The sequence below is a fragment of the Kribbella sp. NPDC051718 genome (genome assembly GCF_040681515.1).
GTDB lineage: Bacteria > Actinomycetota > Actinomycetes > Propionibacteriales > Kribbellaceae > Kribbella.
In genome coordinates, this window is record NZ_JBFAYZ010000001.1 from 258,178 (window position 1) to 279,389 (window position 21,212).

Genomic DNA, 21,212 nt, shown 5'->3' on the forward strand with positions numbered 1-21,212 from the left:
ACGGTACCTACCGGCAGGCGGTCAGTCGCCCCTGGTCCGGATGACGGCTCAGGCCAGCGCGACCTTGGTGCGCATCGCGGTGATCCTGCGGACGGGGATGGCTACCTCGAGGCCGTCCTTGGTTTCGCCGCGTTCGGCCAGCCAGCCGGCGGCGGCTTCGCGGCGGGCGTCCGACGTACCGGGCAGGTAGAGCGCGCCGACCAGGCGGCGGGCGTCGTCGAGGGAGCGGACGGTGTATGCGTACCGCTCGCGCTGGGACTCCATCACGTCGAAACCGGCCGCGCGCAGCTGATCCTTCAGGTCCTTGATCTCACCGCCACCCGGGAACTGCGGCGTCGAGCGCAGCCGCGTGGTCAGGCTGGTGAGCGTGCGGAGGTCACCCCGGCGCAGCGGCCGCACCGCGGGGACCGTGGCGGCGAGGACGCCGCCGCGGCGTAGTACGCGGGCTGCTTCGGCCAGTACGTCCGGCAGCGGCTGCAGCACCGCGAGGCCCATCGAGCAGGTGACGACGTCGAAGGCCTCGTTGGCGAAGGGCAGGTGGAGCGCATCCGCCTGGACCTTCGGACCGGGCGCGCCGGCCAGCTGGGCGGCGTTGTTGTCGACGCCGACCACCCACCGCCCGTACAGCTCGCGGGCGACCGGGCCGTTGCCGCAGGCCAGGTCGAGGATGCGTCGCGCCTCGCCGGAGACCGCGCGGACCAACCAGCGATAGGGCGTGTGGTCCCCGGCCACCGCTCGTGACAACAGGGCTTCAGTGCTGCCCGGGGCGGCGGTGTGGAACTCCCGCAGGTATCCCGGCCAGTCGATATCGTTCTCAGGCATCGCGGACAGACGTTACTGCCTGAACACGCTCAGTACAGCATCGAGCGCTGTCCGTGGGATTTCTTGGTCGAGTCTTAAACCAGGCTGACGAAGATGTGCCCGGCGGTCTCGTCGCTGATCACGCCGCCGGCCTCGCGGCTGCCCATCAGGACACCCTCCGCGTCGAGCATCGAGTCGACCTCCCGGCCCGGCAGCGCACCCGCGCGCCGCAGCACCGACATCGCGTCGTCGTCGCTCTGCACCGGCTCGGCGATCCGCCGGACCAGCACCCGGACACTGTCGCCGGTGGCCTGGTCGAGCACCTTGTCGAGCGGCTCGACGCCGATCCGGAACTCGCCGATCGGGGTCGCGAGGCTCTCCTTCTGCAGCTCCTCCAGACCCGGGATCGGGTTGCCGTACGGCGACTCGGTCGGGTTGTCGAGGATCTTCAGCAGCCGCAACTCGACCGCGTCGCTCATCACGTGCTCCCAGCGGCAGGCCTCCGCGTGCACGTCCTCCCACTCCAGCCCGATCACGTCGACCAGCAGCCGCTCGGCCAGCCGGTGCTTGCGCATCACCCGGGTGGCCTGCATCCGGCCGACCTGGGTGAGCTCGAGGTGACGGTCACCCTGGACCGTGACGAGCCCGTCGCGCTCCATCCGGGCCACCGTCTGGCTGACCGTCGGTCCGGATTGGTGGAGCCGCTCGGCGATCCGCGCGCGCAGCGGCAGGATGCCTTCTTCTTCCAGCTCGTAGACGGTCCGCAGGTACATCTCGGTGGTATCGATCAGCTCGCTCACGACATCCATTCTCACCTACTGAGGCAAGCCTTACCCAATCGTGTGTTCGAATCTCGTGAAGTGTCGTGAAAAGTTGTTCATCCGCGAGGATCTTGGAATGGCTACTGCGGTGATGTGGTTCCGGCGGGATCTTCGGCTGCACGACAATCCAGCACTGCTGGATGCAGGCTCTACTGGTGACGTGCTCGGGCTGTTCGTGCTCGATCCTTTGTTGTGGGATCAGGCAGGTGGGCCGCGCCGGGAGCATCTGGCGGGGTCTTTGCGGAGTCTGTCCGAGTCGATGGCTGGACGGCTCGTCGTCCGGCGCGGGGATCCGGTCGAGGTGGTGCGTGAAGTGGCGGCCGAGATCGACGCGGTGAGTGTGCACATCTCGGCGGACTACGGGCCTTACGGACGTCGGCGCGACGCAGCGGTCGAGAAGGCGCTTGGGTGTCCGCTCGTCAGCACCGGTTCCCCGTACGCCGTTGCGCCCGGCCGAGTGTTGACGCAGCAGGGGTCGTCCTACCGGGTCTTCACGCCGTACTTCCGCGCCTGGCTCGAACACGGGTGGCGGCAGCCCGTCGATGCGCCGGCCGACGTCGAATGGGTGGACACCAAGGGCGACCGGCTTCCACCGAGCAAGGTGATTGCCGGGGAAGGGGCTGCTCGCGAGCAGTGGCTGGCGTACCTCGACGAAGTCGCGGAGTACGGGGAGGTCCGCGATCGGCCGGATCTCGATGCGACGTCGCGAATGTCGGTGCCGCTCAAGTACGGGGAGATCCATCCGCGGACGATGCTTGCCGATCTCGCCCGGAAGCGCAGCGCCGGAGCCGAGGGGTATCGACGCGAGCTTGCCTGGCGGGAGTTCTGCGCGGACCTGCTGGCCGGCCACCCGGACGCCGCCTGGAAGCCGCTGCGACCCGAGTTCGACAAGATGGAGTACGACGAACCGGGCGACGCCTTCGACGCCTGGTGCCGTGGGATGACCGGCTATCCGATCGTCGACGCGGGCATGCGCGAACTGGCGGCGACCGGGTTCATGCACAACCGGGTGCGGATGGTGGTGGCGTCCTTCCTGGTCAAGGACCTTCATGTGCACTGGAAGTTCGGTGCCCGCTGGTTCATGCAGAACCTGATCGACGGCGATCTCGCGTCGAACTCGCTGAACTGGCAATGGGTGGCCGGCTGCGGCGCCGACGCGTCGCCGTACTTCCGGGTCTTCAACCCGTCGACGCAGGCGAAGAAGTTCGACCCGGACGGCGAGTACCAGCGCCGCTGGATCGCCGAACTCGGTACGCCCGACTATCCCGAGCCGATCGTCGACCACGCCGAGGCCCGGTTGGAGGCGCTGCGCCGGTACGACGCGATCCGCTGACACTTGACCTTCTCCGTCATCTAGGTATTGTACTAGTTAACTAGATGAATGGAGATGGGGATGATCGAGTTCCATCTGGACGGCCGCTCGGGGGTGTCGCCGTACCAGCAGATCGTTCAGCAGGTGAAGAACGGGCTGCGGCTGGGGCTGTTGCGGGAGGGGGATCAGCTGCCGACCGTGAAGGACGTCGTCGGGCAACTGGCGATCAACCCGAACACGGTGCTGAAGGCGTACCGCGAACTGGAGCACGAGGACCTGGTCGCGGCCCGGCCGGGGCGCGGCACCTTCGTCACCCGGACGCTGACCGATCACAGCCTGGCCGCGCATGCCCCGCTCCGCCGGGACCTGCAGCAATGGTTGCTGAAGGCCCGTAAAGCGGGTCTGGACGACGACAGTATCGAGGCGTTGTTCGCCACTACCTTTCGGTCCGGCGCTCAGGAGGACATAGCATGAGCGCCGCCCTGAAAGCCCTTGGACTGGGCAAGAAGTACGGCCGCAAGCAGGCGTTGACCGACTGCACCCTGGAGGTTCCGGCCGGTCGCGTGGTCGGCCTGGTCGGCCCGAACGGCGCCGGCAAGAGCACCCTGCTCAACCTCGCGGTCGGCATGCTGACCCCGACGACCGGCTCGATCGAGGTGCTCGGCAACCCGGCCGGTACGACGCAGCAGGCCAAGATCGGGTTCGTCGCGCAAGACACGCCGACGTACGCGCGACTGAGTATCGCCGACCACCTCAAGCTCGGCGCCCGGCTCAACCCGGGCTGGGACGAGTCGATCGCCAATGGCCGGATCGACCGGCTCGGACTCGACCCGAAGCAGCGGGCCGGCCGGCTGTCCGGCGGTCAGCGCGCCCAACTCGCGCTGACCCTCGGCGTCGCCAAGCGTCCTGAGCTGCTGATCCTCGACGAGCCGGTCGCGGCGCTCGATCCGCTGGCCCGGCGGGAGTTCCTGCAGGACCTGATGGAGGCCGTCGCCGAGCAGGAGCTGAGCGTCGTACTGTCCTCGCACCTGGTCTCCGACGTCGAGCGGTCCTGCGACTACCTCGTCGTCCTGGTCGACTCGCGTGTCCAGGTCAGCGGCGAGATCGACACCTTGCTCGCCACGCACTACCGCTTGGTCGGACCGCGTCGCGACGAGAAGTCGTTGCCCAGCGGGCAGCACGTCATCTCCGCGAGCCATACCGATCGCCAGTCGACCTTCCTGATCCGCACCGACGAGCACATCCTCGACCCGGCCTGGACGGTCACCCAGCTCACCCTCGAAGACCTCGTGCTGGCCTACATGGGCCGCTCCCATCCGTCCCGGCAGAACGACCGGCCCGTACTGGAGGTGCAGCGATGATCTGGCTCACCTGGCGGCAGTTCCGCGTGCAGGTACTGGTGATCGCCGCGGCCGTCGCAGTGATCGTCGTCTTCCTCGCCGTCACCGGCCCTGGACTGCTGCACAACTACAACCTCGCCCATGAAAGCTTCCTCGACCGGATCCGTTTCGATCGGATCAACCAGTACCTGTACTACGGCGGCCAGGTCGGCCTGTACGCCGCTCCCCCGATCATCGGAGCCTTCTGGGGCGCTCCCCTGATCGCCCGCGAGCTCGAGGCCGGTACTCACCGGCTGGTCTGGAACCAGAGCATCAGCCGGGTGCGCTGGCTGGCCGTCAAGCTCGCGATCACCGGGCTGGGAGCGATGGCCGTGACCGGCCTGCTCACCCTCGCCGTGACCTGGTGGGCCGACCCGATCGACGACGCGATCAACGGCGGGCAGACCGCCGGCCCCTACGAGATCCCCCGGCTGCTGCCGGCTGTCTTCGGCGCCCGAGGGGTGGTGCCGATCGGCTACACGGCCTTCGCCTTCGCACTCGGGGTGGCGATCGGGCTCGTCACCCGGCGCAGCATCGTCGCGATCGCCGTGACGCTGGCAGCCGTGGTCGCGGTGGAGGTGCTGTCGCCGATGCTGCTCCGGCCGCATCTGATGACGCCGACCGAGACGACCATCATCGTCACCACCGAGAACATGCGCGGACTGCAACTGTCCGGCCCTGAAAACAATGCCGAAGTGATGCGGATCGAGGCGAAGCTCCCAGGCGAAGGGTTCTGGAAGATCTCCGAGCACACCATCAACTCGGCCGGCGTGGTCCAGAAGACCTTGCCGAGCTACCTCGCGGCCTGCGGTCCGCCCCCACCGAACGTGGAGGAGACCGCGCCCAGGCCGCCGATGAGCAGTTGCTTCCAGCGGCTCGCGGACGAGGGATACCGGCAAGAGATCCGGTACTTCCCCGCCAGCAGCTTCTGGGACCTGCAGTGGCGCGAGACCGGCCTGTTCCTCTTCCTGGCCGCGGCTCTGACCGGCTTCAGCTTCTGGCGGATCAAGCGCGACCTGACCTGAGCCTGATCCACCTGGCGAACAAGGCGATCGCCAGCAGTACCGCGCAGGTGACGGCCGAGGTCAGCGGCAAGGTGACCGCGAGGACGACGCATCCCAGCAGTCCCAGGATGTTGAGGACTCGCGGCCACCGCCGCTGCTCGGCCGGTTGCGTGTACGCCGAGGCGTTGGCGATCGCGTAGTACAGCAGCACTCCGAACGACGAGAACCCGATCACGCCACGGAGGTCGGTGGTCAGCACCAGGACGCCGACCACCGCCGCCAGCGCGATCTCCGCGTGATGCGGCACCTGGAAACGCGGGTGCACCGCTGCAAGCCAGGTCGGCAGATCCTTGGTACGGGCCATCGCGAGCGTGGTCCGCCCGATGCCGGTGATCAGGGCGAGGAGCGCTCCGAGGCTGGCGAGTGCGGCACCCACTCTGACGACCGGCTGGGCCCACGCGGCGTCCACCGCTTGCAGTGCGGTCGCGAGTGGGGCGGAGGCCGCGCCGATGCGGTCGGGGCCGAGCGCCAGTAGCAGGCTGACACCGACTACCAGGTAGATGCTCATAGCAACGAAGAGGGCGATCAGGATGGCGCGCGGGATGGTGCGGGCCGGGTCGCGGACCTCTTCGCCCATGGTCGCGATCCTGGCGTAGCCGGCGAAGGCGAAGAAGAGCAGCCCGGCTGCCTGCAGGACGCCGTACGGGCTGGTGTCCGCGGTCCAGCTGGTGGTGTGCTCCGCTGTGAGCAGCAGGACGACGACGACGGCGAGAACCACCAGCGTGCAGGCGACGAGGACGCGGGTGAGGGCGGCGGTCCTGGTGACGCCGCGGTAGTTGACGGCAGCCAGCACGAGCACCGCAGCCAACGCGACCAGCCGGCGTACCCACTCATGACCCGGTACTACGTACGTCGCGAAGGTCAACGCCATCGCCGCACACGACGCCGTCTTCCCGAGCACGAAGGCGCAGCCGGCCGTGTAGCCCCACCACTCGCCCAACCGCTCCCGGCCATACGCGTAGGTCCCACCCGAGACCGGGTAGACGGCAGCCAACTGCGCAGACGCCGCCGCATTGCAGTAGGCGACCAACCCAGCAATAACCAACGAGACAAGCAGCAGACCTCCCGCAGCCCGCGCCGCCGGACCCCAAACCGCAAAAACCCCGGCCCCAACCATCGACCCAAGCCCAATCACCGCCGCATCCCCGACCCCCAACCGCCGCGCAAGACCCGGCCCAGCCCCGCCGGCCACCCCTGCCCGCTCGGCCGGGTCGGCCCGCCCAGCTCCGTCAGCCCGCCCGGGCCCGCCGGCCGGCCCGGGGGCCCCGCCCGGGTGGTGGGCGTCTCGGTTGTCAGTCACCGGCGGCCATCGCTGCGGCGATCTTCTGTTCGGCTTCGGCTACCTCGGATTTTGGGGCTTCTGGGAGTAGGTCTGCCCAGAGGGGGAGCATCTCGCGGCTGGCTTCGAGCATGCCGAGGGGGCGCGGGAAGAACCAGATGTGGAAGTGGGCGGAGCCGTCGCCCCAGCGGTAGACGTGGACTCGGGCGATGTCGCCGACGCTCAGGATGGCTCGTTCGATCCGGGCCACGACCGGGCCGTAGGAGGCGGCCAGCTTGTCCGGCAGGTCGGCGAAGGAATCATGGTGGCCGCGACTGGCCAGCCACACCACGCCGGGGATGGTGACCTCGGTGGCGCGGCACAGGACCCACTCGTCGTTGCTCCAGATCGGCGTGTGCTCGGACTCGTCGAAGTGGGCGAACCACTTGCACAGCCCGCAGGGTTCCCCACCTGGCTCGCCGACACGCGGCGGCTCGGGGATCACTCGCGGTCCCAACTCGACGCGGGTCAGCGGTTCGGCATACGGCAAGGTCATCGGACTGTCCCCTCTAACGCTGCGACTGATGTGAACTATGTAACGCCCTCGTTGCGAATAATGCAACACCTATGTTGCATCCTCACTAGGGATCGACGACGCCACGCAGGACCAGGTCGAGGGTCAGCGCGCGGACCCGGGACCGCGACCAGTGATGCCGGCCGCGCATGTGCACGTAGGTGAAGGCCGCCGCCACCATCAGTACCTCGGCGACGTCGCTGATCCGGCCGTGCGGATGCAGTGAACCGTCCGCCTCACCCTCGCGCAGGAACCGCTCGAACGGGTCGATGAAGGACACCGAGCCGTTGCGCTCCTGCTCCCGGTGGAAGACCAGGTCGGACGACAACATCAGCGGCACGTGCCGGTCGATCACGTCGAAGAGCGCGTTCAGCGACCGGATCAGCAACTCCCGCCCGGTGCCGGTCGCGGTCAGCACCGGCCACATCGTGTCGCGGTAGTCCTCGGCCAACTCGTCCAGCAGCGCGTTCAGCAGACCCTCGACGGTCAGCCCCTGGCGCCACAGGGTGACCCGGGACCGGCCGACCCGCTCGGCGACCCGCTCGAGGGTGACGCCCTCCCAGCCGTGCTCGGCCAGCACCGCGACCGTGGCCGCGCGCAGGGTCTCGTCCACCGCCGCTGCCGTCATCGGGCTCCCCTTGTGAAACATGGTCGTTGCATTGCAGGATGACTCTACCAACGTCGTCGCTGACGGGACACAAGGAGGATCCGTGCCGACCAGAACAGATTTCCTGCTCCGGCTGACCCCGCAGGAGCTGGCCGGAGTGGTCGCGCTGACGGCCGGGGTGTCCGGCGTCAACGAGGCGGAGGTCTCCCAGGAGGACGCCGTGGTGGCCGCGATCGAGTTCGCGCTGACCCGGCTGATCGACGACTACGAGGTCCCGGATCCGGTCGCCCGCGGCCAGGTCCAGACCGCCCGCGACGAGCTCCGCGCGGGCTGGATCCGGGGTAACTGCTCCCTCTAGACCGCCTTCAGCAAGGTGAGCAGGCGGGTGACCTCGGTGGCGACCGCGGTGCGGGCGGGGCCGAGGTACTTGCGGGTGTCGACCAGGTTGGGCTGGTCGGCGAGGACCTGACGCACGGTGGCGGTGAAGACGTTGTTGAGGTGGGTGGCGATGTTGACCTTCGTCATGCCGGCCTCGACCGCGCGGGTCAGGTCAGCGTCCGCGACGCCGGAGGAACCGTGCAGGACAAGGGGAACCGGTACGGCGGCGCGCAGCGCGGCGATCAGCTCGAAGTCGAGCTCGGCGGTCCGCTCGGTCATTGCGTGGGAGGAGCCGACCGCGACCGCCAGGGCGTCGACGCCAGTGGCCTCGGCGAAGGCGAGGGCCTCTTCGGGCTTGGTGCGGGCGCCGGGGGCATGGACGCCGTCCTTGCCGCCGACCTCGCCGATCTCCGCCTCGACGAAGACGCCGTGGTCGTGGCAGAAGTTCGTCACCTCGGTGGTGGCCGCGACATTGTCGGCGTAGTCGAGCTTCGACGCGTCGTACATCACCGACGTGAAGCCGAGCGATACCGCCTCGGTGACCAGGTCGCGGTCCATCGCGTGGTCGAGGTGCACGACGACCGGCACCGTCGCCGCGGCCGCCGCAGCCAGCGTGGCGACGGCGATCGGCTTGAGCGAGCCGTGGTACTTCACCGCGTTCTCGCTGATCTGCAGGATGACGGGCGCGCCGAGCTGCTCGGCCCCTGCGATCAGCGCGGTCGCGTGCTCCAGCTGGATCACGTTGAACGCGCCGACCCCACGACCGTCCTTGGCGGCACCCAGCACAACCTCGGCCCCGGAAACGAGCGGCATAGCGAACTCCCTTGTTTTAAAGCGCTTGTACGACGACCTGCGGCTGCCACCGTCGGTACGCCTCGAGATCGATGTCCCCGGCAACCGGGGTCAGCACGGCAGCCGCAGACGCCGCGACGGCCGATTTGAGCACCACAGGCCAGTCGGGCTCGGGTGACCCCGCAACGGCGGCCGCGACGACCGCAGTACAGGCATCCCCGGCGCCGGTCGGGTTGCCCGCGACCCGCTCGACCGGCAACGCCCGCCACGCGCCTTGATTGCTAGCAGCAACCATCCCGCGGGCGCCGTCCGTGATCACCGCCGCAGTAGCACCAGCGGCGACCAACTGCCGAGCACCCTCTTCGACGCTGAGATCCCCCAACGCTTCGCGCAGCTCGGCGGCATTGGACCGAACCACCGCGCCGGCCTTCGCGGCCGCCACCAAGGCATCCCCGCCGACGTCGATCACCGACAACACATCGTGATGCCGCGCGCGCACCGCCAACTCGGCATAGGCGTCAGACGGCAGGCCGGGCGGCAAACTCCCCGAGCACGCCAGTACATCGAGTCGCGCCCACGGCATCCGGTCATGGAAGGCGCGCCACTCGTCCTCGGACACCGACGGCCCGGCCTCGTTGAAGATCGTCGCGTCGCCGTCGACACCGTTGACGATGGCAACGGTCCGCCGGGTCTCGCCGCGGATCGGGGTGAGCAACGCAGTCAGCCCGGCGTCGAACAGCTCCTCGGCCACGATCTCGCCGGTCAGCCCGCCCACGAACCCCAGCGCAAGCACCTGATGGCCCAACGTAGCGGCGACCCGGGCGACATTGACGCCCTTGCCGCCGGCCCGCTGCTGCGGCGCGTCGACCCGATGACTGCCACCGACCACCAGCTCGTCGACGCCGTAGGTGACGTCGAGCGCCAGGTTGAGGGTGACGGTGCCGATCAGTCCAGCCACGCGCCGGCCCGCATCACCTTCTGGACTTGATAGTCCTCGTCCAGCAGCACCAGGTCGGCCCGCTTGCCGGTCTCGATCGCACCGACGTTGTACCAGCCGAACGCCCCGGCGGGCGTCGTCGACGCCATCCGCGACGCATCGACCAGCGACACCCCGGCCTTGACCGCGTTGCGGTAGGCAACGTCCATCGTCAACGTGCTGCCGGCGATCGAATGGGTGCCATGGGCAAGCGTCGCCAGCCCGTCCTTCACGTCTACTTCCAGACTGCCCAACATGTAACGCCCGTTGGGCATCCCAGTCGCGACCATCGCATCCGTGATCAACGCGATCCGGTCGACTCCCGCCGCCGCCAGCGCGACCCGAACCACCTGCGGGTCCAGATGCATGCCGTCGTTGATCACCTCGAGCAGCAACCGCGGATCGTTCAGCGCGGCACCGACCGGACCGGGATCACGGTGATGGAACGGCCGCATCCCGTTGAACAGGTGCGTCGCCACCGTCGCGCCGGCGTCAGCACCCGCGATCATCTGCTCGTACGTCGCATCCGTGTGCCCGAGCGCCGCGACGACGCCCGCATCGACGACCTGGCGGATGGCATCCAGCCCGCTCGGCAGCTCCGGCGCGATCGTCACCATCGCCACCGCGTCGCTGAGTACCTTGGCCACATCGCCCTCGACCGGATCGCGCAGCAGCGTCGGCTCGTGCGCGCCACACCGAGCGGCCGACAGGAACGGCCCTTCCAGGTGCACACCGGCAATTACGCCATCGGTGACCAGGTCCGCCAAGCAGGCCGTCTGCGAGACGAGGTCGTCGAGCGGCGCGGTGACCAGGCTGGCCATCGTCGTGGTGGTGCCGTGCTTGGCGTGGAAGGCCGCGACCTTGCGCGCCTCCTCGGGGTCGGTGGTCGAGTACGTCGACCCGCCCCCGCCGTGCGTGTGGATGTCGACGAACCCCGGCACGACCGTGACGTCGCCGAGGTCCTCCGGCCGCTGACCGTCGGCCGGCATCCCGTCGGAGCGCCGCCCGAAGGCGAAGATGTCGGCGCCGGACACCTGCAGCCAGGCGTTCTCGAGGACATCGTCGGGGGTGACGAGCCGCGCCACCCTGTAGGTCGTCATACCGTCTCTTCTCCGCTCTCGTCGGCAGCCACCCGGTCCCAGGCCATCCATGCGGCGCCGAGCATCCCGGCCTCTTCGCCCAGCTCCGCGGCCACGATCTCCGGCTCGCGCTGGAACGTCAGTCGCGCGTGCACACCTTCCCGCAGCGGCGCCAGCAGGGTCTCCCCCGCCCCGACCAGTCCGCCGCCGATCGCGATCCGGGTCGGCGCGACGAGGGTCGTGTACATGACCAGTGCGTCGGTCAGCGCGGCCAGGGCCTCGCGCCAGACCACTGCGGCGTCGGCGTCGCCCTGCGCCAGCAACTCGATCACCTCACGCGCTCCGTCGACCACCCGGCCGGTCCGGACGGCGTAGCGACGGGCCAGCGCGGCGGCGGAGGCGATCGTCTCCAGACACCCCCACTGGCCGCAGGCACATTGCTCGGCGGCCGAGCCGTGGACGAATCTGGTGTGGCCGAGCTCACCGGCGTACCCGTCGCCGCTGACCAGCTTGCCGTCGACGACCATCGCGGCGGCGATACCGGTACCGAGCGGGAGGAACAGCGAGTTCGTCGTACCGGTGAGTGCTCCCTGGCGTAGCTCCGCATAGCCGCCGGCGCGCACGTCGTGAGCGAGCAGGACCTGCTGGTCGAACCCGATCGCGGCCTGCAGCTCGGCGAGCACCGGCGTGTCCGACCAGGCGAGGTTCTCCGCGCTGACGGTGCCGCGCTCGGCGTTGATGATGCCCGGTACGACCACCCCGACCGCGCGCACGCGGTGACCGTCGGCGGCGGCCTTCTGCGCCAGCTCCACCACGGTTTCGAGCAGGGCGCTGAGCACTGCGCGGCCCCCGGCCTCACGCGGAGTCGGCCTGGTCTCCCGGTGCAGCACGGCACCGTCGGCGGCGACCAGGCCGCATTTCATCCGGGTTCCACCGAGATCGACGGCAACCACGACTTCACAGGGGTCCACGGAGCGCCATTATGCAGCGTTACCTGCCGGTTCGAACATCCGTGAGCAGTTTCTGGACAACTTCGGGGAGCCCGGTCAGCGCAGTCCCCGGTCGAAGGCGGCCACCAGGAAGGCGATCAGGTTCTCCGCCAGCTTGCCCGGATCCTCCCCGTCGTCGCTACCGGGCGGCTCGGCGCCCGGTGGTCTGGTCAACGCCTGTGACTGATGCAGAGCGAGCAGTCCGAGCATGTTCAGGTAGCCGAAGGCGACCGATTCCGGCGCCGCGTTCGGCAACGCTGTCTGCAGCGCGGCCAGGTAGCGGGCCTCGACCGGATCGGACTCGGCCGCGTAGAGCTCCCGGATCCGCTGGCTCGGGTCGAAGGCGACCCGCCCGATGAACCGGGCCACCACCGGTCCGCGCTCGCCGCGGCGCAGGACGAGATCCAGGCCCGGCTCGATGAAGGCCCGGATCAGTTGCTCGGCAGTCGGCTCGCCCTTCGCCTCCAATTGGTCCAGCCGGCGCCGGCGCTCGGTGTTGACCGGTGCCATCGCGCGCGCCACCGCCGCGCGCAACAACGCTTCCTTCGAGCCGAAGTGGTAGTTCACCGCCGCGATGTTGGCGGCCGCCGCGACCGTGATGGCGCGCAGCGACGTTCCTTCGTAACCCCCCTCGCCGAATCTCTGCTCGGCGATGTTGAGCAATCTCTCCCGGGTGGATTCCACGGGTGTTTCCACAGAGTTCTCCTTCCCCCCGGCTACCGCTCGCTCAGGCACCCCACCTGCTTACGCGCCGTAGCCTGGCCACAGCATAGTTCAAACGGACGTTTGAATGAGAGTGGTCAGAGCAGTAAATCTGGAAAGAAGCTCAGAAAACACGGGAATCCCCGCGCTCCGGGGCGCAATCGGCGGGGACTAAGGTCTTTGCGCATGACCACGATGCGGATCGCGCCGCGCTTCCGGGGGCCGGCCAAGTCAGGCAACGGGGGCTATGTCGCAGGTTTGGTCGGTACTGCGCTCGCTGCCGCAGCCCCTGCGGACACGGTTCCGCGGGTGCGTCTACTGGTGCCTCCGCCGATGGAGACCGACCTAGAGCTCTCGGTAGATCCGTCCGGCGTTCGGCTGGCCGGAACTGCTCCCGTTGCCGAGGGCGTCCCGGTGAGCGCGGCCACTTTGGCCGACGCGACAGTCGACCCGGTCGGCCCGGACGAGGCGCTGGCGGCCGAAGCGAAGTACAAGGGGCTGGTAGACCACCCGTTCCCCGGCTGCTTCGTCTGCGGCCCGGAGAACCACGAGGGGCTGCAACTGAAGCCAGGTCCGCTAGGCGACGGCAGGACGGCCTGTACCTGGCATCCGGCGGCCGACTTGGCTGCTAGCGACCGCCTGGTCGACCCTGTCTACCTCTGGTCGGCACTCGACTGCCCTGGCGGCTGGGCGATCGACCTGGAGGGCCGTCCCTCCGTACTCGGTCAGATGACCGCCTGCATCGACGCCCGCCCGCGACCAGGCGAGCCCTGCGTCGTGATGGGCCGGGTGCTCGGCGAGGACGGCCGCAAGACGCACACCGCCAGCACCCTGTACGACTCCGACGGCCGCGTACTGGCTCGTGCCCGCCATACCTGGATCCTGGTCGACCCGGCTCTCTTCAACTGACCTTCGCGGCTGCCAGTGCCCGGATGATCAGCTCGTTGCGGGCATCCCGGCCCAGTGGGGTGGTGTGGACGCCGTCGTGGAGATAGCGGCGCTCCCGCTTCGGGTCCGCATTGACGAACTCGGCCCAGCGGACGAGTTGCAGGTTGGAGTGGCGGCGGGTGGCCGCTGCCAGTTGCCGGTTGATCCGGGCGCTGTTGGACCGGTCCGCGGCGGCCGTACTGCGGCGCGCGACCCACACGTTCACCCAGATGACAGTCCGGGTCTTACCGACGATCTGCATCACCCTGTCGATCTGGGCGGTCATCACCGGCGGGTTGAAGATGTCGTTGCTCCCGGTCTCGATCAGGATCCGGCCGGGCAGTCCGTAGGTCCGGGCCCAGAGCGCGAGAACATCCGCAGCCGGTGCGGTCGGCCGGCCCGACCAGGCGTCCATGGCCAGCGTGTCGTGAGTACGGGCCGCGAGCCGCTCCGCCAGAAGAGGACCGCCGGTCACGCCGAGGCTGTCCCCGAACATGAAGACGCCATCCGTGCGGACCACCCGCTCGATCTGCTGGCGGCTGGAGATCAGCTTGCTGTAGTTCTTCCAGTCCGCCGGCTGGCCAGAGCCGAAGCCAACCGAAGCCGCCGGTTTCGGCGTCGGTGCTCGGAACGGCACCCCGGAGCCGGTCGACTCCCAGAAGAGCGGGGTGCCGACGGCGACCACCCCCAAAGCCCCTGCGAGCAAGACTCGCCGCGACACCCCACCCCAGTTCTCCATACTTGTAAACACGCTCCAGCGGTCCGGAACGTTGGGGCCCAGACCGCAATTGCAGCTAGCTGCAATTGCTAGCGGGAGCGGGCCGCGTATGCCCTGACCTTGGCCCGGTTGCCACAGGTCGCCATCGAGCACCAGCGACGACGGCCGCGGGGATCCATGAACAGCCAGCCACAGTTGTCCCCCGGGCACAGCCGGATGTGGTCCCGGGACGCACCGGTCAGCAGTTCCGATGCAAGCAACGCCAACTGATCCAGTGGGAGCCCCAGGTCCTCCGGCAACTCCCAGGTAGCCCGCACTCCGAGCCCGTCCGCCGGTACCGCGCTCAGGTGCCGCCTAGCGAGGGCACGGTCGACCACGCGAGCCACCGCCTCGAACGAACCCGATGCGGCAACGTCGGTCAGTACGTCGTACAGGTCGGCCCTGAATTCGCGGACCGCGCCCAGCCGCCGAGTCGCGTCGGTCGGCTTGAGCGAGGCCTGCTCGATCAGCCGGAACACACTCGCGTCGGACAGCAGCCCGACGTACCCGTTCCAGATCATGAACGCCTCGTACGAGGTGAGCCACTCGTTCACCGCGAGCCCTCGGCCGGCGAAGTCGGAGCGGGTGTTGAGGAAGTCCAGCACCGGGTCGGCGCCGACCGGTTTCGGCAGCACGATGCCCTGGACCAGTTCGAGGTGCGAAGGCAGTACGGACATGGCTCACATGGGATCACGAAAACTGGTTGAACGCGGGTTGTTCGCGACGTAGGTTCTGAGTACACGCGAAGGGAGGTGGTCCAACGCATGAATTGCAATCGGACTCGTGAGGTGATGGCGGGCTGAGTCCCGTCAACCACTGAAGTTTTGTGGTGGGCATGTGGCTAGCCAGTTTCACGCCAGTCACCGGGCCCGCAGGTAGTCAGGAAAGTCCGCCTGACCCTTGGTTCGACCACCCGGTCGTGTCCCAGGAAGCGCCTGCGGGTCTCTTTATTCTGGGACTTTTATTCTGGGACCGGGCAGTCCAGCCCGAGGGCCTCGCCGATCTCGAACAGCTGGGCCTGGAAGTAGGCGCCGGCGTCCTCGAACGCCCAGTGCAGCTGGCCGAAGACCTCCATGCAGATCAGCCCGTAGAGCCGCGTCCAGTAGGTCAGCGACAGGTAGACGGCGCCGGCCGGCATCCCGTCGAAGAACTCCGACTTCCGCCGGAGCTGGGCCAGCAGCTCCGGGCCGAGCGACTCCTCGTCCGGATGCGGGAACGGCTGGTGGTGGTAGATCTGCGCCACCAGCTCCTTGAAGACCGCGGCGAACCGCATCGCCGCCAGATGGCCGGGCGTCAGCTCGTGATCGTCGGCGTCCGGATTCGGCACCGGCGCCCCGAAGAGCAGCCCGAACTCGGCCGGATGCGCGAGCGCCCAGTCCCGCAGTCCGCCGGCGATCAGGAACAGTTTGTCGCCGAGGTCGGCGTCGGGATCGCCGTCGCGCAACGAGATCAGTGCGTCGGTCAGTTCGTCGTACAGGTCCGCGATCAGGGCGGAGATCAGGTCCTCGTGGCTGCCGAAGTACCGGTAGAGCGCGGGGGCGCTCAGGCCGAGCTCGCGGGCGACCGCGCGCAGGCCGACGGACGGCGCGCCGCCCTCGACCAGCAGCTTGCGCGCCGCGGTCTTGATCTCGGCGACCGTCGCAGCCCGTTGCCGGTCCCGCCGGGTCAGCTCAACCACATCTCTCCCTTGACAAGCACACCCTAGAGCCGCTTAAAGTTTACACCGTTAACTGTTAACGGTGTTCACTCCAGCGATCACTGTTCAAAGTACGCCCTCGGGAGGGCTTCGTGTTCGAGACACTCGGCAGGTTCACCTACCGGCGCCGCCGCCTGGTGCTGGCCCTGACCGGCCTCTTCGTGGTCGCCGCGATCGCCTGGGGCACGGGCGTCTTCGGCTCCCTGGCCAACGGTGGGTTCGAGGCACCGGACACGCAGGCGGCGCGGGCCGTGAAGACGATCGAGCAGACCGTCGGCCGGACCGGTACGGACGTGATCGTGCTCTATCGCAGCGACTCGCAGACCGTCTCGTCGCCGGCCTTCCAGCAGATCGTCGAGAGCCACCTCGCTCAACTCCCGGCCGCCGACGTGCTGGACACCAAGACCTTCTGGACGACCAAGTCGGCTGCCTTCGTGTCGAAGGACCAGCACTCGACGTACGCCGTACTGACCCTGGCCGGCGCCGATCCGGAGGCGCGACTGGCCACCTTCCACAAGATCGCGTCGCAGGTCCGGACCTCGCCGGCCGGGCTCGATGTGAAGGTCGGCGGCGAGGTGGCCGTGTTCGACGAGGTGAACACGCAGACCGAGCACGACATCGTGCAGGCCGAGTCGATCTCGCTGCCGATCGTGCTGATCCTGCTGGTGGTGGTCTTCGGCGGCCTGGTCGCGGCCAGCCTGCCCTTGTTCGTCGGCGGTCTGGCGATCCTCGGCGCCTTCGTCGTCCTGCGTGCGCTGACCACGTTCACCGACGTGTCGGTCTTCTCGATCAACATCGTGACGATGATCGGGCTCGGCCTGGCGATCGACTACGCGTTGTTCATCGTCACCCGGTTCCGCGAACAGCTTGCCCTCGGCAATGATGTCGAGACGGCCCTGTCGGTGACGATGAGCACGGCCGGCCGGACGGTCGCCTTCTCCGGGGTCACCGTCGGGGTGGCGATCTCCAGTCTCGTGTTGTTCCCGGTGATGTTCCTGCGCTCGATGGCGTACGGCGGCGCTGCCGCGGTCCTGGTCGCCATGGTCGCGGCTTTGACGGCTCTGCCCGCGTTGCTGGCCGTTCTCGGTCACCGCGTGAACAACCTGCGACTCCCGTTCCTGCGGCGCGGCGGCGGCCTCGGCTCAAGCGAGCACGGTACCTGGTACAAGCTCGCCCACAGCGTGATGCGCCGCCCGATCCGGTACGTCGTAGTGCTCGTGCCGTTGCTGCTGGTTCTCGGAATCCCTTTCCTGCAAGCGCAATTGGGTGGAGTCGACCATCGGGCGCTCCCCGCGGGCGCCAACAGCAGGACGGTGACCGAGGTGCTGCAGAGCGACTTCGCCGCGGCCGGCGGGTCGGACGTACTGGTTGCGGCTCGGACGTCGTCGCCGGACGCGCTGACGCCTTATCTCGCGGAGCTCCGGCAGGTGAAGGACGTCACCGATGTGCGGTTGGGTGGCTATCGCGACGGCGTCGCCTCGGTGGTCGTGCACACGCATTACACGTCGCAGGAGCTGCCGGCCCGGGATGTGGTCGCGGGTGTCCGGGCGGTCCAGCCGCCGGCCGGGGTGACGGTCGAGGCCGGTGGCGATACGGCGGCGCTGGTCGACCTGTTGCACGTACTGCGGGAGCGGGCGCCGTGGATGGCCGGGTTCATCGTGCTGGTGACTTTCGCCTTGCTGTTCCTGGCTTTCGGCTCGGTCGTGCTGCCGGCCAAGGCGTTGCTGATGAACGTGCTGTCGCTGTCCGCGTCGTTCGGCGCGATGGTGTGGATCTTCCAGGACGGCCACCTGTCCGGTTTCCTCGACTTCACTCCGGCAGGCTTCCTCGATGCGACCAACCCGGTGCTGCTGTTCGCGGTCCTGTTCGGGCTGTCGATGGACTACGAGGTGTTCTTGCTCAGCCGGATCCGGGAGGAGTACGACCGCACCGGCGACAACAGCCAGGCCGTCGCACTCGGCCTGCAACGCACCGGCGGCATCATCACCAGCGCCGCCCTGCTCCTGATCATCGTCGTCGGCGCCTTCGCCACCTCAGGCATCGTCTTCGTCAAGATGATCGGCGTCGGCCTGGTGATCGCCATCGCGATCGACGCCACCGTCGTCCGGGCCCTCCTGGTCCCGGCCACAATGCGCCTACTAGGCCGAGCAAACTGGTGGGCCCCCGCACCCCTGGCCCGCTGGTGGAAGCGGTATGGATTCCGCGAGACCGAGCCCGCCACACCGCCAGCGGTGAAACCTAAGGTTGGAGACGCTGCAACTGCCAGCTAGCGCCGGATCGCTTGTACTGCAGGCGGTCGTGGAGGCGGCCGGTGCGGCCTTGCCAGAACTCTATGGTGGTTGGGGCGATTCGGTAGCCGCCCCAGAAGTACGGGGTGGAGATCTCGGTGCCTTCGGGCCACTGGCGCTCGTAGGACTCGTACTGGAGGTCCAGCTCCTCACGCGAGTCGACCGGCTGGCTTTGCTGGGAAGCCCAGGCGCCTAGTTGGGAGCCGCGGGGGCGGCTGGCGAAGTATGCGTCGACCTCGGCGGTCGGGAGCTTGGTGGCGGTGCCTTCGACGCGGACCTGGCGTTCCATCGCGTGCCAGGGGAAGACGAGGGCGCAGGCCGGGTTGGCTGCCAGGTCGTCGGCCTTGTGGGACTGCTGGTTGGTGTAGAAGACGAAACCGCGCTCGTCGAGGCCCTTGAGCAGGACGATCCGCGCCGACGGCGAGTTGTCGCCGCCGACGGTCGCCAGCACCATCGCGTTGGGCTCGTGCAGGCCCGCTTCGGCGGCCTGGGCCAGCCACACCCCGAACTGCTTCACCGGGTCGGCGTCCACCTGCCCCTCGAGCAGCTCACCCAGGCCGTACGTCTCCCGCATGTCTTGAAGGTCCACGGGGGCGAGCCTAGTTGGAGCGCAGCACCTTCCGAACAGCACGCCAGGCGGAGCTGCGTGCCAGCCGGCGTACGGACGGGTTGCGGCGCAGTCTGGTCTTGAAGGAGCTGCTCCTCACCAGGGGGGCTGCTGCCTTCTGCGGAGCCGGAGCTGGCGCGGGCACAGGCGGTGGCGGTGGCGGTGGCGGTGGGTCGGGCGGGACTGTGGCCACGGGCTTCGGTGCCGGTACCGGCTTGGGTTTGGGTTTGGGCGGGTTGGTGATGTGCTTGTTGACCTCGGCGAGGTGGTCGTCGAAGACGGCTCGCCAGAGGAGCTGGCGCAGTGCGACCTCCTGGCCGACTGTGCTCTCGCCGGCCAGTGACGCGGTCCAGAGCTGCTGTATCTCCGCCGGGTCGAAGTCTCCGGTCTGGTCAGTCGTTAGCAGTTCGCCGATCAGGTCGCGGTCGGGCGCCGCGCCCAGCCGCTTCACCGGTGCCGACGGCCGAGGCGTGGCCCCGGCTGCGGGCTGCGGCTTGAAGAACGGGATGTCTGCCCACTCCGGCACCAGCTCACGTACCAGCGCGCGGTGCAGTGCATTCTCCAGCCGCTGTGGCGCACTCATCGAGAAAGCACCCCGCACGAAGGCCGGTACGAGCAGAGGCGAAACGATGCCGGTCCGCTCCCCCGCGCTGCCCCAGCGGCGCAGTCGCTCGACCACATAGAAGTAGTCGAGCATCGTGGCGTCCTCGAAGCCGCCCTGGATCGCCTCGCGGAACACGTTGTCGATCTGCCCGGCCACTGCGTCCCTGACCGCTTCCGACGGACCGACCGCGGGGATGAGCCGATTCCGGAGACGCGCGTTGAAGAGCTCCAGCTTCTCCTCCAGCGGGCTCTGGTCGAGCTTCAGCACGTCCGGCGGGTAGAAGTGCCCGTGAGCGATCTCGCCGCCCGCACCACCGATCGCCAGGTGGGCGACATCGGTCAGCCCCTCCGGCGGGTTGTGGAAGATGTAGCTCGCCGGACGCAGCCCCTCGGCGAACCGGTGCCAGCGCCGGATCCGCTCGATCACGGGCGTCATCGGCGGCGGTACCGGTGCGGGAGTGGCAGTGGCCGCCGGTGCGGGCTTGCCGGTGACGATGTGCTCCACCTTGTAGGGAAGGGCTGCCACCAACTCCTCGGCTACGGCCAGCTCCCCTGGTACGGCGTCGTAGCTGTTGAGCTTGAGTTCCACTCCGGCCGAGAGGAACGCCGCGGCGACAACACGAGAATCCCTGCCGCCACTGAGATCCACTGTCGGAGTACCGGGCCACAGCTTGCTCACGGACCGAGCGACGCCACGCAGGGCCTCGGCGGTCTCCTCGATCAGCCGGTGTGGCAGTTCGCCGCCGCTGGGCCCGGACCAGATGCTCGTGGCCTCGATCCGCGTGACAGTACGACGGTTGCGCCGTCCCTCGGTCACGATGCGGGTGGCGCCCGGTACGGTCAGCACCCGGTCGTACGGGGTGGTGTCGCCCATGAACCAGCCACAGCCGGCGGCGTACCGCCAGCCTCGATCCGATGCGACAGCAGGCACGTCGGCGAACAAGCATGCGGCGGCCGCGCGGTTGCTCCACACCCAGCCGTCCGCAGTACGGAGCTGGAACAGCCGTCCGAGACCAACGGAGTCGGTGAAGAGCTCCAGTCGCTCGTCGGCCGGGTCGAGCACCGCCAGCAGGAAGGGAGGCGCCAGCTCCGCCATGCGGGCCGGATCGGCAAGTACTGCGCGTGCGAGTGGCGTAGCAGCCCGCTGCGGCGCTAGGTCGCCGACTATCTGCTGGTAGCCGAGTGGCACGTGCAGACTGGCTACACAGAGGTCGTCGTCGTCGCGCCACGCGGGCCAGTGGTAGTCGGGCTCGCGCCGGCTCCAGCTGTGCAGGCCGACCGTCCCGGCGTCGCAGCCGTCCCGTCGGGCCTGGCCCCGCCAGAGCTCGCCGTAGTACGCCTCGACGCGTCGTACGCCGGCCGCTGCCTTCTCCGGACCCGCGAAGCGGTCGAAGGCGTATGCCACAACAGTTTCCATGCCCTGCCAGATGCGATTGAGGCCGGAAAAGTTGCATCCCGGCGAAAGGTCGGATCGGTACCAGACCAGTGGGCAGGCTGGTCCGCGCGCCCAGAGTCTGGCACAACCAGGGTCCACGCCGAACCGGTCACAGATCTGTCCGCGCGGTCAGGCGGAGAACTATGCTGCCTGAGCGCCTAGATCGA

22 protein-coding genes are annotated in these 21,212 nt (G+C 68.6%); 7 read left to right on the forward strand and 15 right to left on the reverse strand.

Annotated elements, in window-relative coordinates:
• Positions 1-48 precede the first annotated feature (48 nt).
• Positions 49-822: a methyltransferase domain-containing protein gene (locus AB0M15_RS01220; RefSeq protein WP_363812693.1), complete on the reverse strand. Its 774-nt coding sequence runs from the start codon at positions 820-822 to the stop codon at positions 49-51.
• Between the two features lie 74 nt (positions 823-896).
• Positions 897-1,601, reverse strand: coding sequence for a metal-dependent transcriptional regulator (locus AB0M15_RS01225; RefSeq protein ID WP_363812695.1), 705 nt, complete (start codon positions 1,599-1,601; stop codon positions 897-899).
• Positions 1,602-1,698: 97 nt separating this feature from the next.
• Between AB0M15_RS01225 and AB0M15_RS01230 the strand changes: the two genes are divergently transcribed.
• Genes AB0M15_RS01230 through AB0M15_RS01245 form a run of 4 tightly spaced genes read left to right on the forward strand, consistent with a single transcriptional unit; the run spans position 1,699 to position 5,338 of the window.
• Positions 1,699-2,955, forward strand: coding sequence for a deoxyribodipyrimidine photo-lyase (locus AB0M15_RS01230; RefSeq protein ID WP_363812697.1), 1,257 nt, complete (start codon positions 1,699-1,701; stop codon positions 2,953-2,955).
• Between the two features lie 60 nt (positions 2,956-3,015).
• Positions 3,016-3,408: a GntR family transcriptional regulator gene (locus tag AB0M15_RS01235; RefSeq protein ID WP_363812699.1), complete on the forward strand. Its 393-nt coding sequence runs from the start codon at positions 3,016-3,018 to the stop codon at positions 3,406-3,408.
• Entirely contained in the window at positions 3,405-4,295 is an 891-nt protein-coding gene (locus AB0M15_RS01240) for an ABC transporter ATP-binding protein (protein WP_363812701.1), read from the forward strand. The genes AB0M15_RS01235 and AB0M15_RS01240 overlap by 4 nt, the downstream gene beginning before the upstream one ends.
• Positions 4,292-5,338 (forward strand): ABC transporter permease, encoded by a 1,047-nt coding sequence (locus tag AB0M15_RS01245; protein ID WP_363812703.1) that lies wholly within the window; start codon positions 4,292-4,294, stop codon positions 5,336-5,338. Before AB0M15_RS01240 ends, AB0M15_RS01245 begins: the two co-directional genes overlap by 4 nt.
• Here AB0M15_RS01245 and AB0M15_RS01250 read toward each other — a convergent pair.
• The 3 genes from AB0M15_RS01250 to AB0M15_RS01260 all read right to left on the reverse strand — a co-directional run bounded on the left by AB0M15_RS01250 (position 5,319) and on the right by AB0M15_RS01260 (position 7,837).
• Positions 5,319-6,677 carry an APC family permease gene (locus AB0M15_RS01250; protein WP_363812705.1) on the reverse strand — a complete coding sequence of 453 codons (1,359 nt, stop codon included), beginning with the start codon at positions 6,675-6,677 and terminating at the stop codon, positions 5,319-5,321. The two genes, AB0M15_RS01245 and AB0M15_RS01250, sit on opposite strands and share 20 nt — an antisense overlap.
• A complete protein-coding gene (locus tag AB0M15_RS01255) occupies positions 6,670-7,191 on the reverse strand; it encodes a hypothetical protein (RefSeq protein ID WP_363812707.1) in 522 nt (173 codons plus the stop codon). Before AB0M15_RS01255 ends, AB0M15_RS01250 begins: the two co-directional genes overlap by 8 nt.
• An 85-nt stretch (positions 7,192-7,276) precedes the next feature.
• Positions 7,277-7,837 carry a TetR/AcrR family transcriptional regulator gene (locus AB0M15_RS01260; RefSeq protein WP_363812709.1) on the reverse strand — a complete coding sequence of 187 codons (561 nt, stop codon included), beginning with the start codon at positions 7,835-7,837 and terminating at the stop codon, positions 7,277-7,279.
• Between the two features lie 82 nt (positions 7,838-7,919).
• Between AB0M15_RS01260 and AB0M15_RS01265 the strand changes: the two genes are divergently transcribed.
• Entirely contained in the window at positions 7,920-8,174 is a 255-nt protein-coding gene (locus AB0M15_RS01265) for a hypothetical protein (RefSeq protein WP_363812711.1), read from the forward strand.
• Here the strand turns inward: AB0M15_RS01265 and AB0M15_RS01270 are convergent.
• The 5 genes from AB0M15_RS01270 to AB0M15_RS01290 form a co-directional block, all read right to left on the reverse strand.
• Positions 8,171-9,007 carry a class II fructose-bisphosphate aldolase gene (locus AB0M15_RS01270; protein ID WP_363812713.1) on the reverse strand — a complete coding sequence of 279 codons (837 nt, stop codon included), beginning with the start codon at positions 9,005-9,007 and terminating at the stop codon, positions 8,171-8,173. The two genes, AB0M15_RS01265 and AB0M15_RS01270, sit on opposite strands and share 4 nt — an antisense overlap.
• 16 nt (positions 9,008-9,023) lie before the next feature.
• On the reverse strand, positions 9,024-9,944 hold the full coding sequence (locus AB0M15_RS01275; protein ID WP_363812715.1) for a hexose kinase: 921 nt from the start codon (positions 9,942-9,944) through the stop codon (positions 9,024-9,026).
• A complete protein-coding gene (gene nagA / locus AB0M15_RS01280) occupies positions 9,932-11,062 on the reverse strand; it encodes an N-acetylglucosamine-6-phosphate deacetylase (protein WP_363812717.1) in 1,131 nt (376 codons plus the stop codon). The genes AB0M15_RS01275 and nagA overlap by 13 nt, the downstream gene beginning before the upstream one ends.
• A complete protein-coding gene (locus tag AB0M15_RS01285; protein WP_363812719.1) occupies positions 11,059-12,012 on the reverse strand; it encodes an ROK family protein in 954 nt (317 codons plus the stop codon). Before AB0M15_RS01285 ends, nagA begins: the two co-directional genes overlap by 4 nt.
• A gap of 75 nt (positions 12,013-12,087) precedes the next feature.
• Complete coding sequence (locus tag AB0M15_RS01290) at positions 12,088-12,726, reverse strand: TetR family transcriptional regulator (protein ID WP_363812721.1); 639 nt, start codon at positions 12,724-12,726, stop codon at positions 12,088-12,090.
• Between the two features lie 192 nt (positions 12,727-12,918).
• Here AB0M15_RS01290 and AB0M15_RS01295 point away from each other — a divergent pair, with 192 nt between their 5' ends.
• A complete protein-coding gene (locus tag AB0M15_RS01295) occupies positions 12,919-13,641 on the forward strand; it encodes a hypothetical protein (RefSeq protein ID WP_363812723.1) in 723 nt (240 codons plus the stop codon).
• Here AB0M15_RS01295 and AB0M15_RS01300 read toward each other — a convergent pair.
• The 3 genes from AB0M15_RS01300 to AB0M15_RS01310 form a co-directional block, all read right to left on the reverse strand.
• Positions 13,634-14,398 carry a GDSL-type esterase/lipase family protein gene (locus AB0M15_RS01300; RefSeq protein ID WP_363812725.1) on the reverse strand — a complete coding sequence of 255 codons (765 nt, stop codon included), beginning with the start codon at positions 14,396-14,398 and terminating at the stop codon, positions 13,634-13,636. The two genes, AB0M15_RS01295 and AB0M15_RS01300, sit on opposite strands and share 8 nt — an antisense overlap.
• A gap of 68 nt (positions 14,399-14,466) precedes the next feature.
• Positions 14,467-15,093 carry a CGNR zinc finger domain-containing protein gene (locus AB0M15_RS01305; RefSeq protein ID WP_363812727.1) on the reverse strand — a complete coding sequence of 209 codons (627 nt, stop codon included), beginning with the start codon at positions 15,091-15,093 and terminating at the stop codon, positions 14,467-14,469.
• Between the two features lie 284 nt (positions 15,094-15,377).
• Positions 15,378-16,094 carry a TetR/AcrR family transcriptional regulator gene (locus AB0M15_RS01310; RefSeq protein WP_363812729.1) on the reverse strand — a complete coding sequence of 239 codons (717 nt, stop codon included), beginning with the start codon at positions 16,092-16,094 and terminating at the stop codon, positions 15,378-15,380.
• Positions 16,095-16,204: 110 nt separating this feature from the next.
• Between AB0M15_RS01310 and AB0M15_RS01315 the strand changes: the two genes are divergently transcribed.
• Positions 16,205-18,382 (forward strand): MMPL family transporter, encoded by a 2,178-nt coding sequence (locus AB0M15_RS01315; RefSeq protein WP_363812731.1) that lies wholly within the window; start codon positions 16,205-16,207, stop codon positions 18,380-18,382.
• On the opposite strand, the gene pdxH is transcribed toward AB0M15_RS01315, so the two are convergent.
• Positions 18,351-18,989 carry a pyridoxamine 5'-phosphate oxidase gene (gene pdxH, locus AB0M15_RS01320; RefSeq protein ID WP_363812733.1) on the reverse strand — a complete coding sequence of 213 codons (639 nt, stop codon included), beginning with the start codon at positions 18,987-18,989 and terminating at the stop codon, positions 18,351-18,353. The two genes, AB0M15_RS01315 and pdxH, sit on opposite strands and share 32 nt — an antisense overlap.
• A gap of 10 nt (positions 18,990-18,999) precedes the next feature.
• On the reverse strand, positions 19,000-21,027 hold the full coding sequence (locus AB0M15_RS01325; RefSeq protein ID WP_363812735.1) for a hypothetical protein: 2,028 nt from the start codon (positions 21,025-21,027) through the stop codon (positions 19,000-19,002).
• Positions 21,028-21,212 lie beyond the last annotated feature (185 nt).

Excerpts from the sequence above, each read along its gene's own strand:
- AB0M15_RS01255 (WP_363812707.1), bottom strand. The coding sequence starts at position 7,191 with ATGACCTTGCCGTATGCCGAACCGCTGACCCGCGTCGAGTTGGGACCG.
- AB0M15_RS01260 (WP_363812709.1), bottom strand. The coding sequence starts at position 7,837 with ATGACGGCAGCGGCGGTGGACGAGACCCTGCGCGCGGCCACGGTCGCG.
- AB0M15_RS01300 (WP_363812725.1), bottom strand. The coding sequence starts at position 14,398 with ATGGAGAACTGGGGTGGGGTGTCGCGGCGAGTCTTGCTCGCAGGGGCT.
- AB0M15_RS01325 (WP_363812735.1), bottom strand. The coding sequence starts at position 21,027 with ATGGAAACTGTTGTGGCATACGCCTTCGACCGCTTCGCGGGTCCGGAG.
- AB0M15_RS01245 (WP_363812703.1), top strand. The coding sequence starts at position 4,292 with ATGATCTGGCTCACCTGGCGGCAGTTCCGCGTGCAGGTACTGGTGATC.
- nagA (WP_363812717.1), bottom strand. The coding sequence starts at position 11,062 with ATGACGACCTACAGGGTGGCGCGGCTCGTCACCCCCGACGATGTCCTC.
- AB0M15_RS01295 (WP_363812723.1), top strand. The coding sequence starts at position 12,919 with ATGACCACGATGCGGATCGCGCCGCGCTTCCGGGGGCCGGCCAAGTCA.
- AB0M15_RS01240 (WP_363812701.1), top strand. The coding sequence starts at position 3,405 with ATGAGCGCCGCCCTGAAAGCCCTTGGACTGGGCAAGAAGTACGGCCGC.
- AB0M15_RS01230 (WP_363812697.1), top strand. The coding sequence starts at position 1,699 with ATGGCTACTGCGGTGATGTGGTTCCGGCGGGATCTTCGGCTGCACGAC.
- AB0M15_RS01220 (WP_363812693.1), bottom strand. The coding sequence starts at position 822 with ATGCCTGAGAACGATATCGACTGGCCGGGATACCTGCGGGAGTTCCAC.
- AB0M15_RS01235 (WP_363812699.1), top strand. The coding sequence starts at position 3,016 with ATGATCGAGTTCCATCTGGACGGCCGCTCGGGGGTGTCGCCGTACCAG.
- AB0M15_RS01270 (WP_363812713.1), bottom strand. The coding sequence starts at position 9,007 with ATGCCGCTCGTTTCCGGGGCCGAGGTTGTGCTGGGTGCCGCCAAGGAC.
- AB0M15_RS01305 (WP_363812727.1), bottom strand. The coding sequence starts at position 15,093 with ATGTCCGTACTGCCTTCGCACCTCGAACTGGTCCAGGGCATCGTGCTG.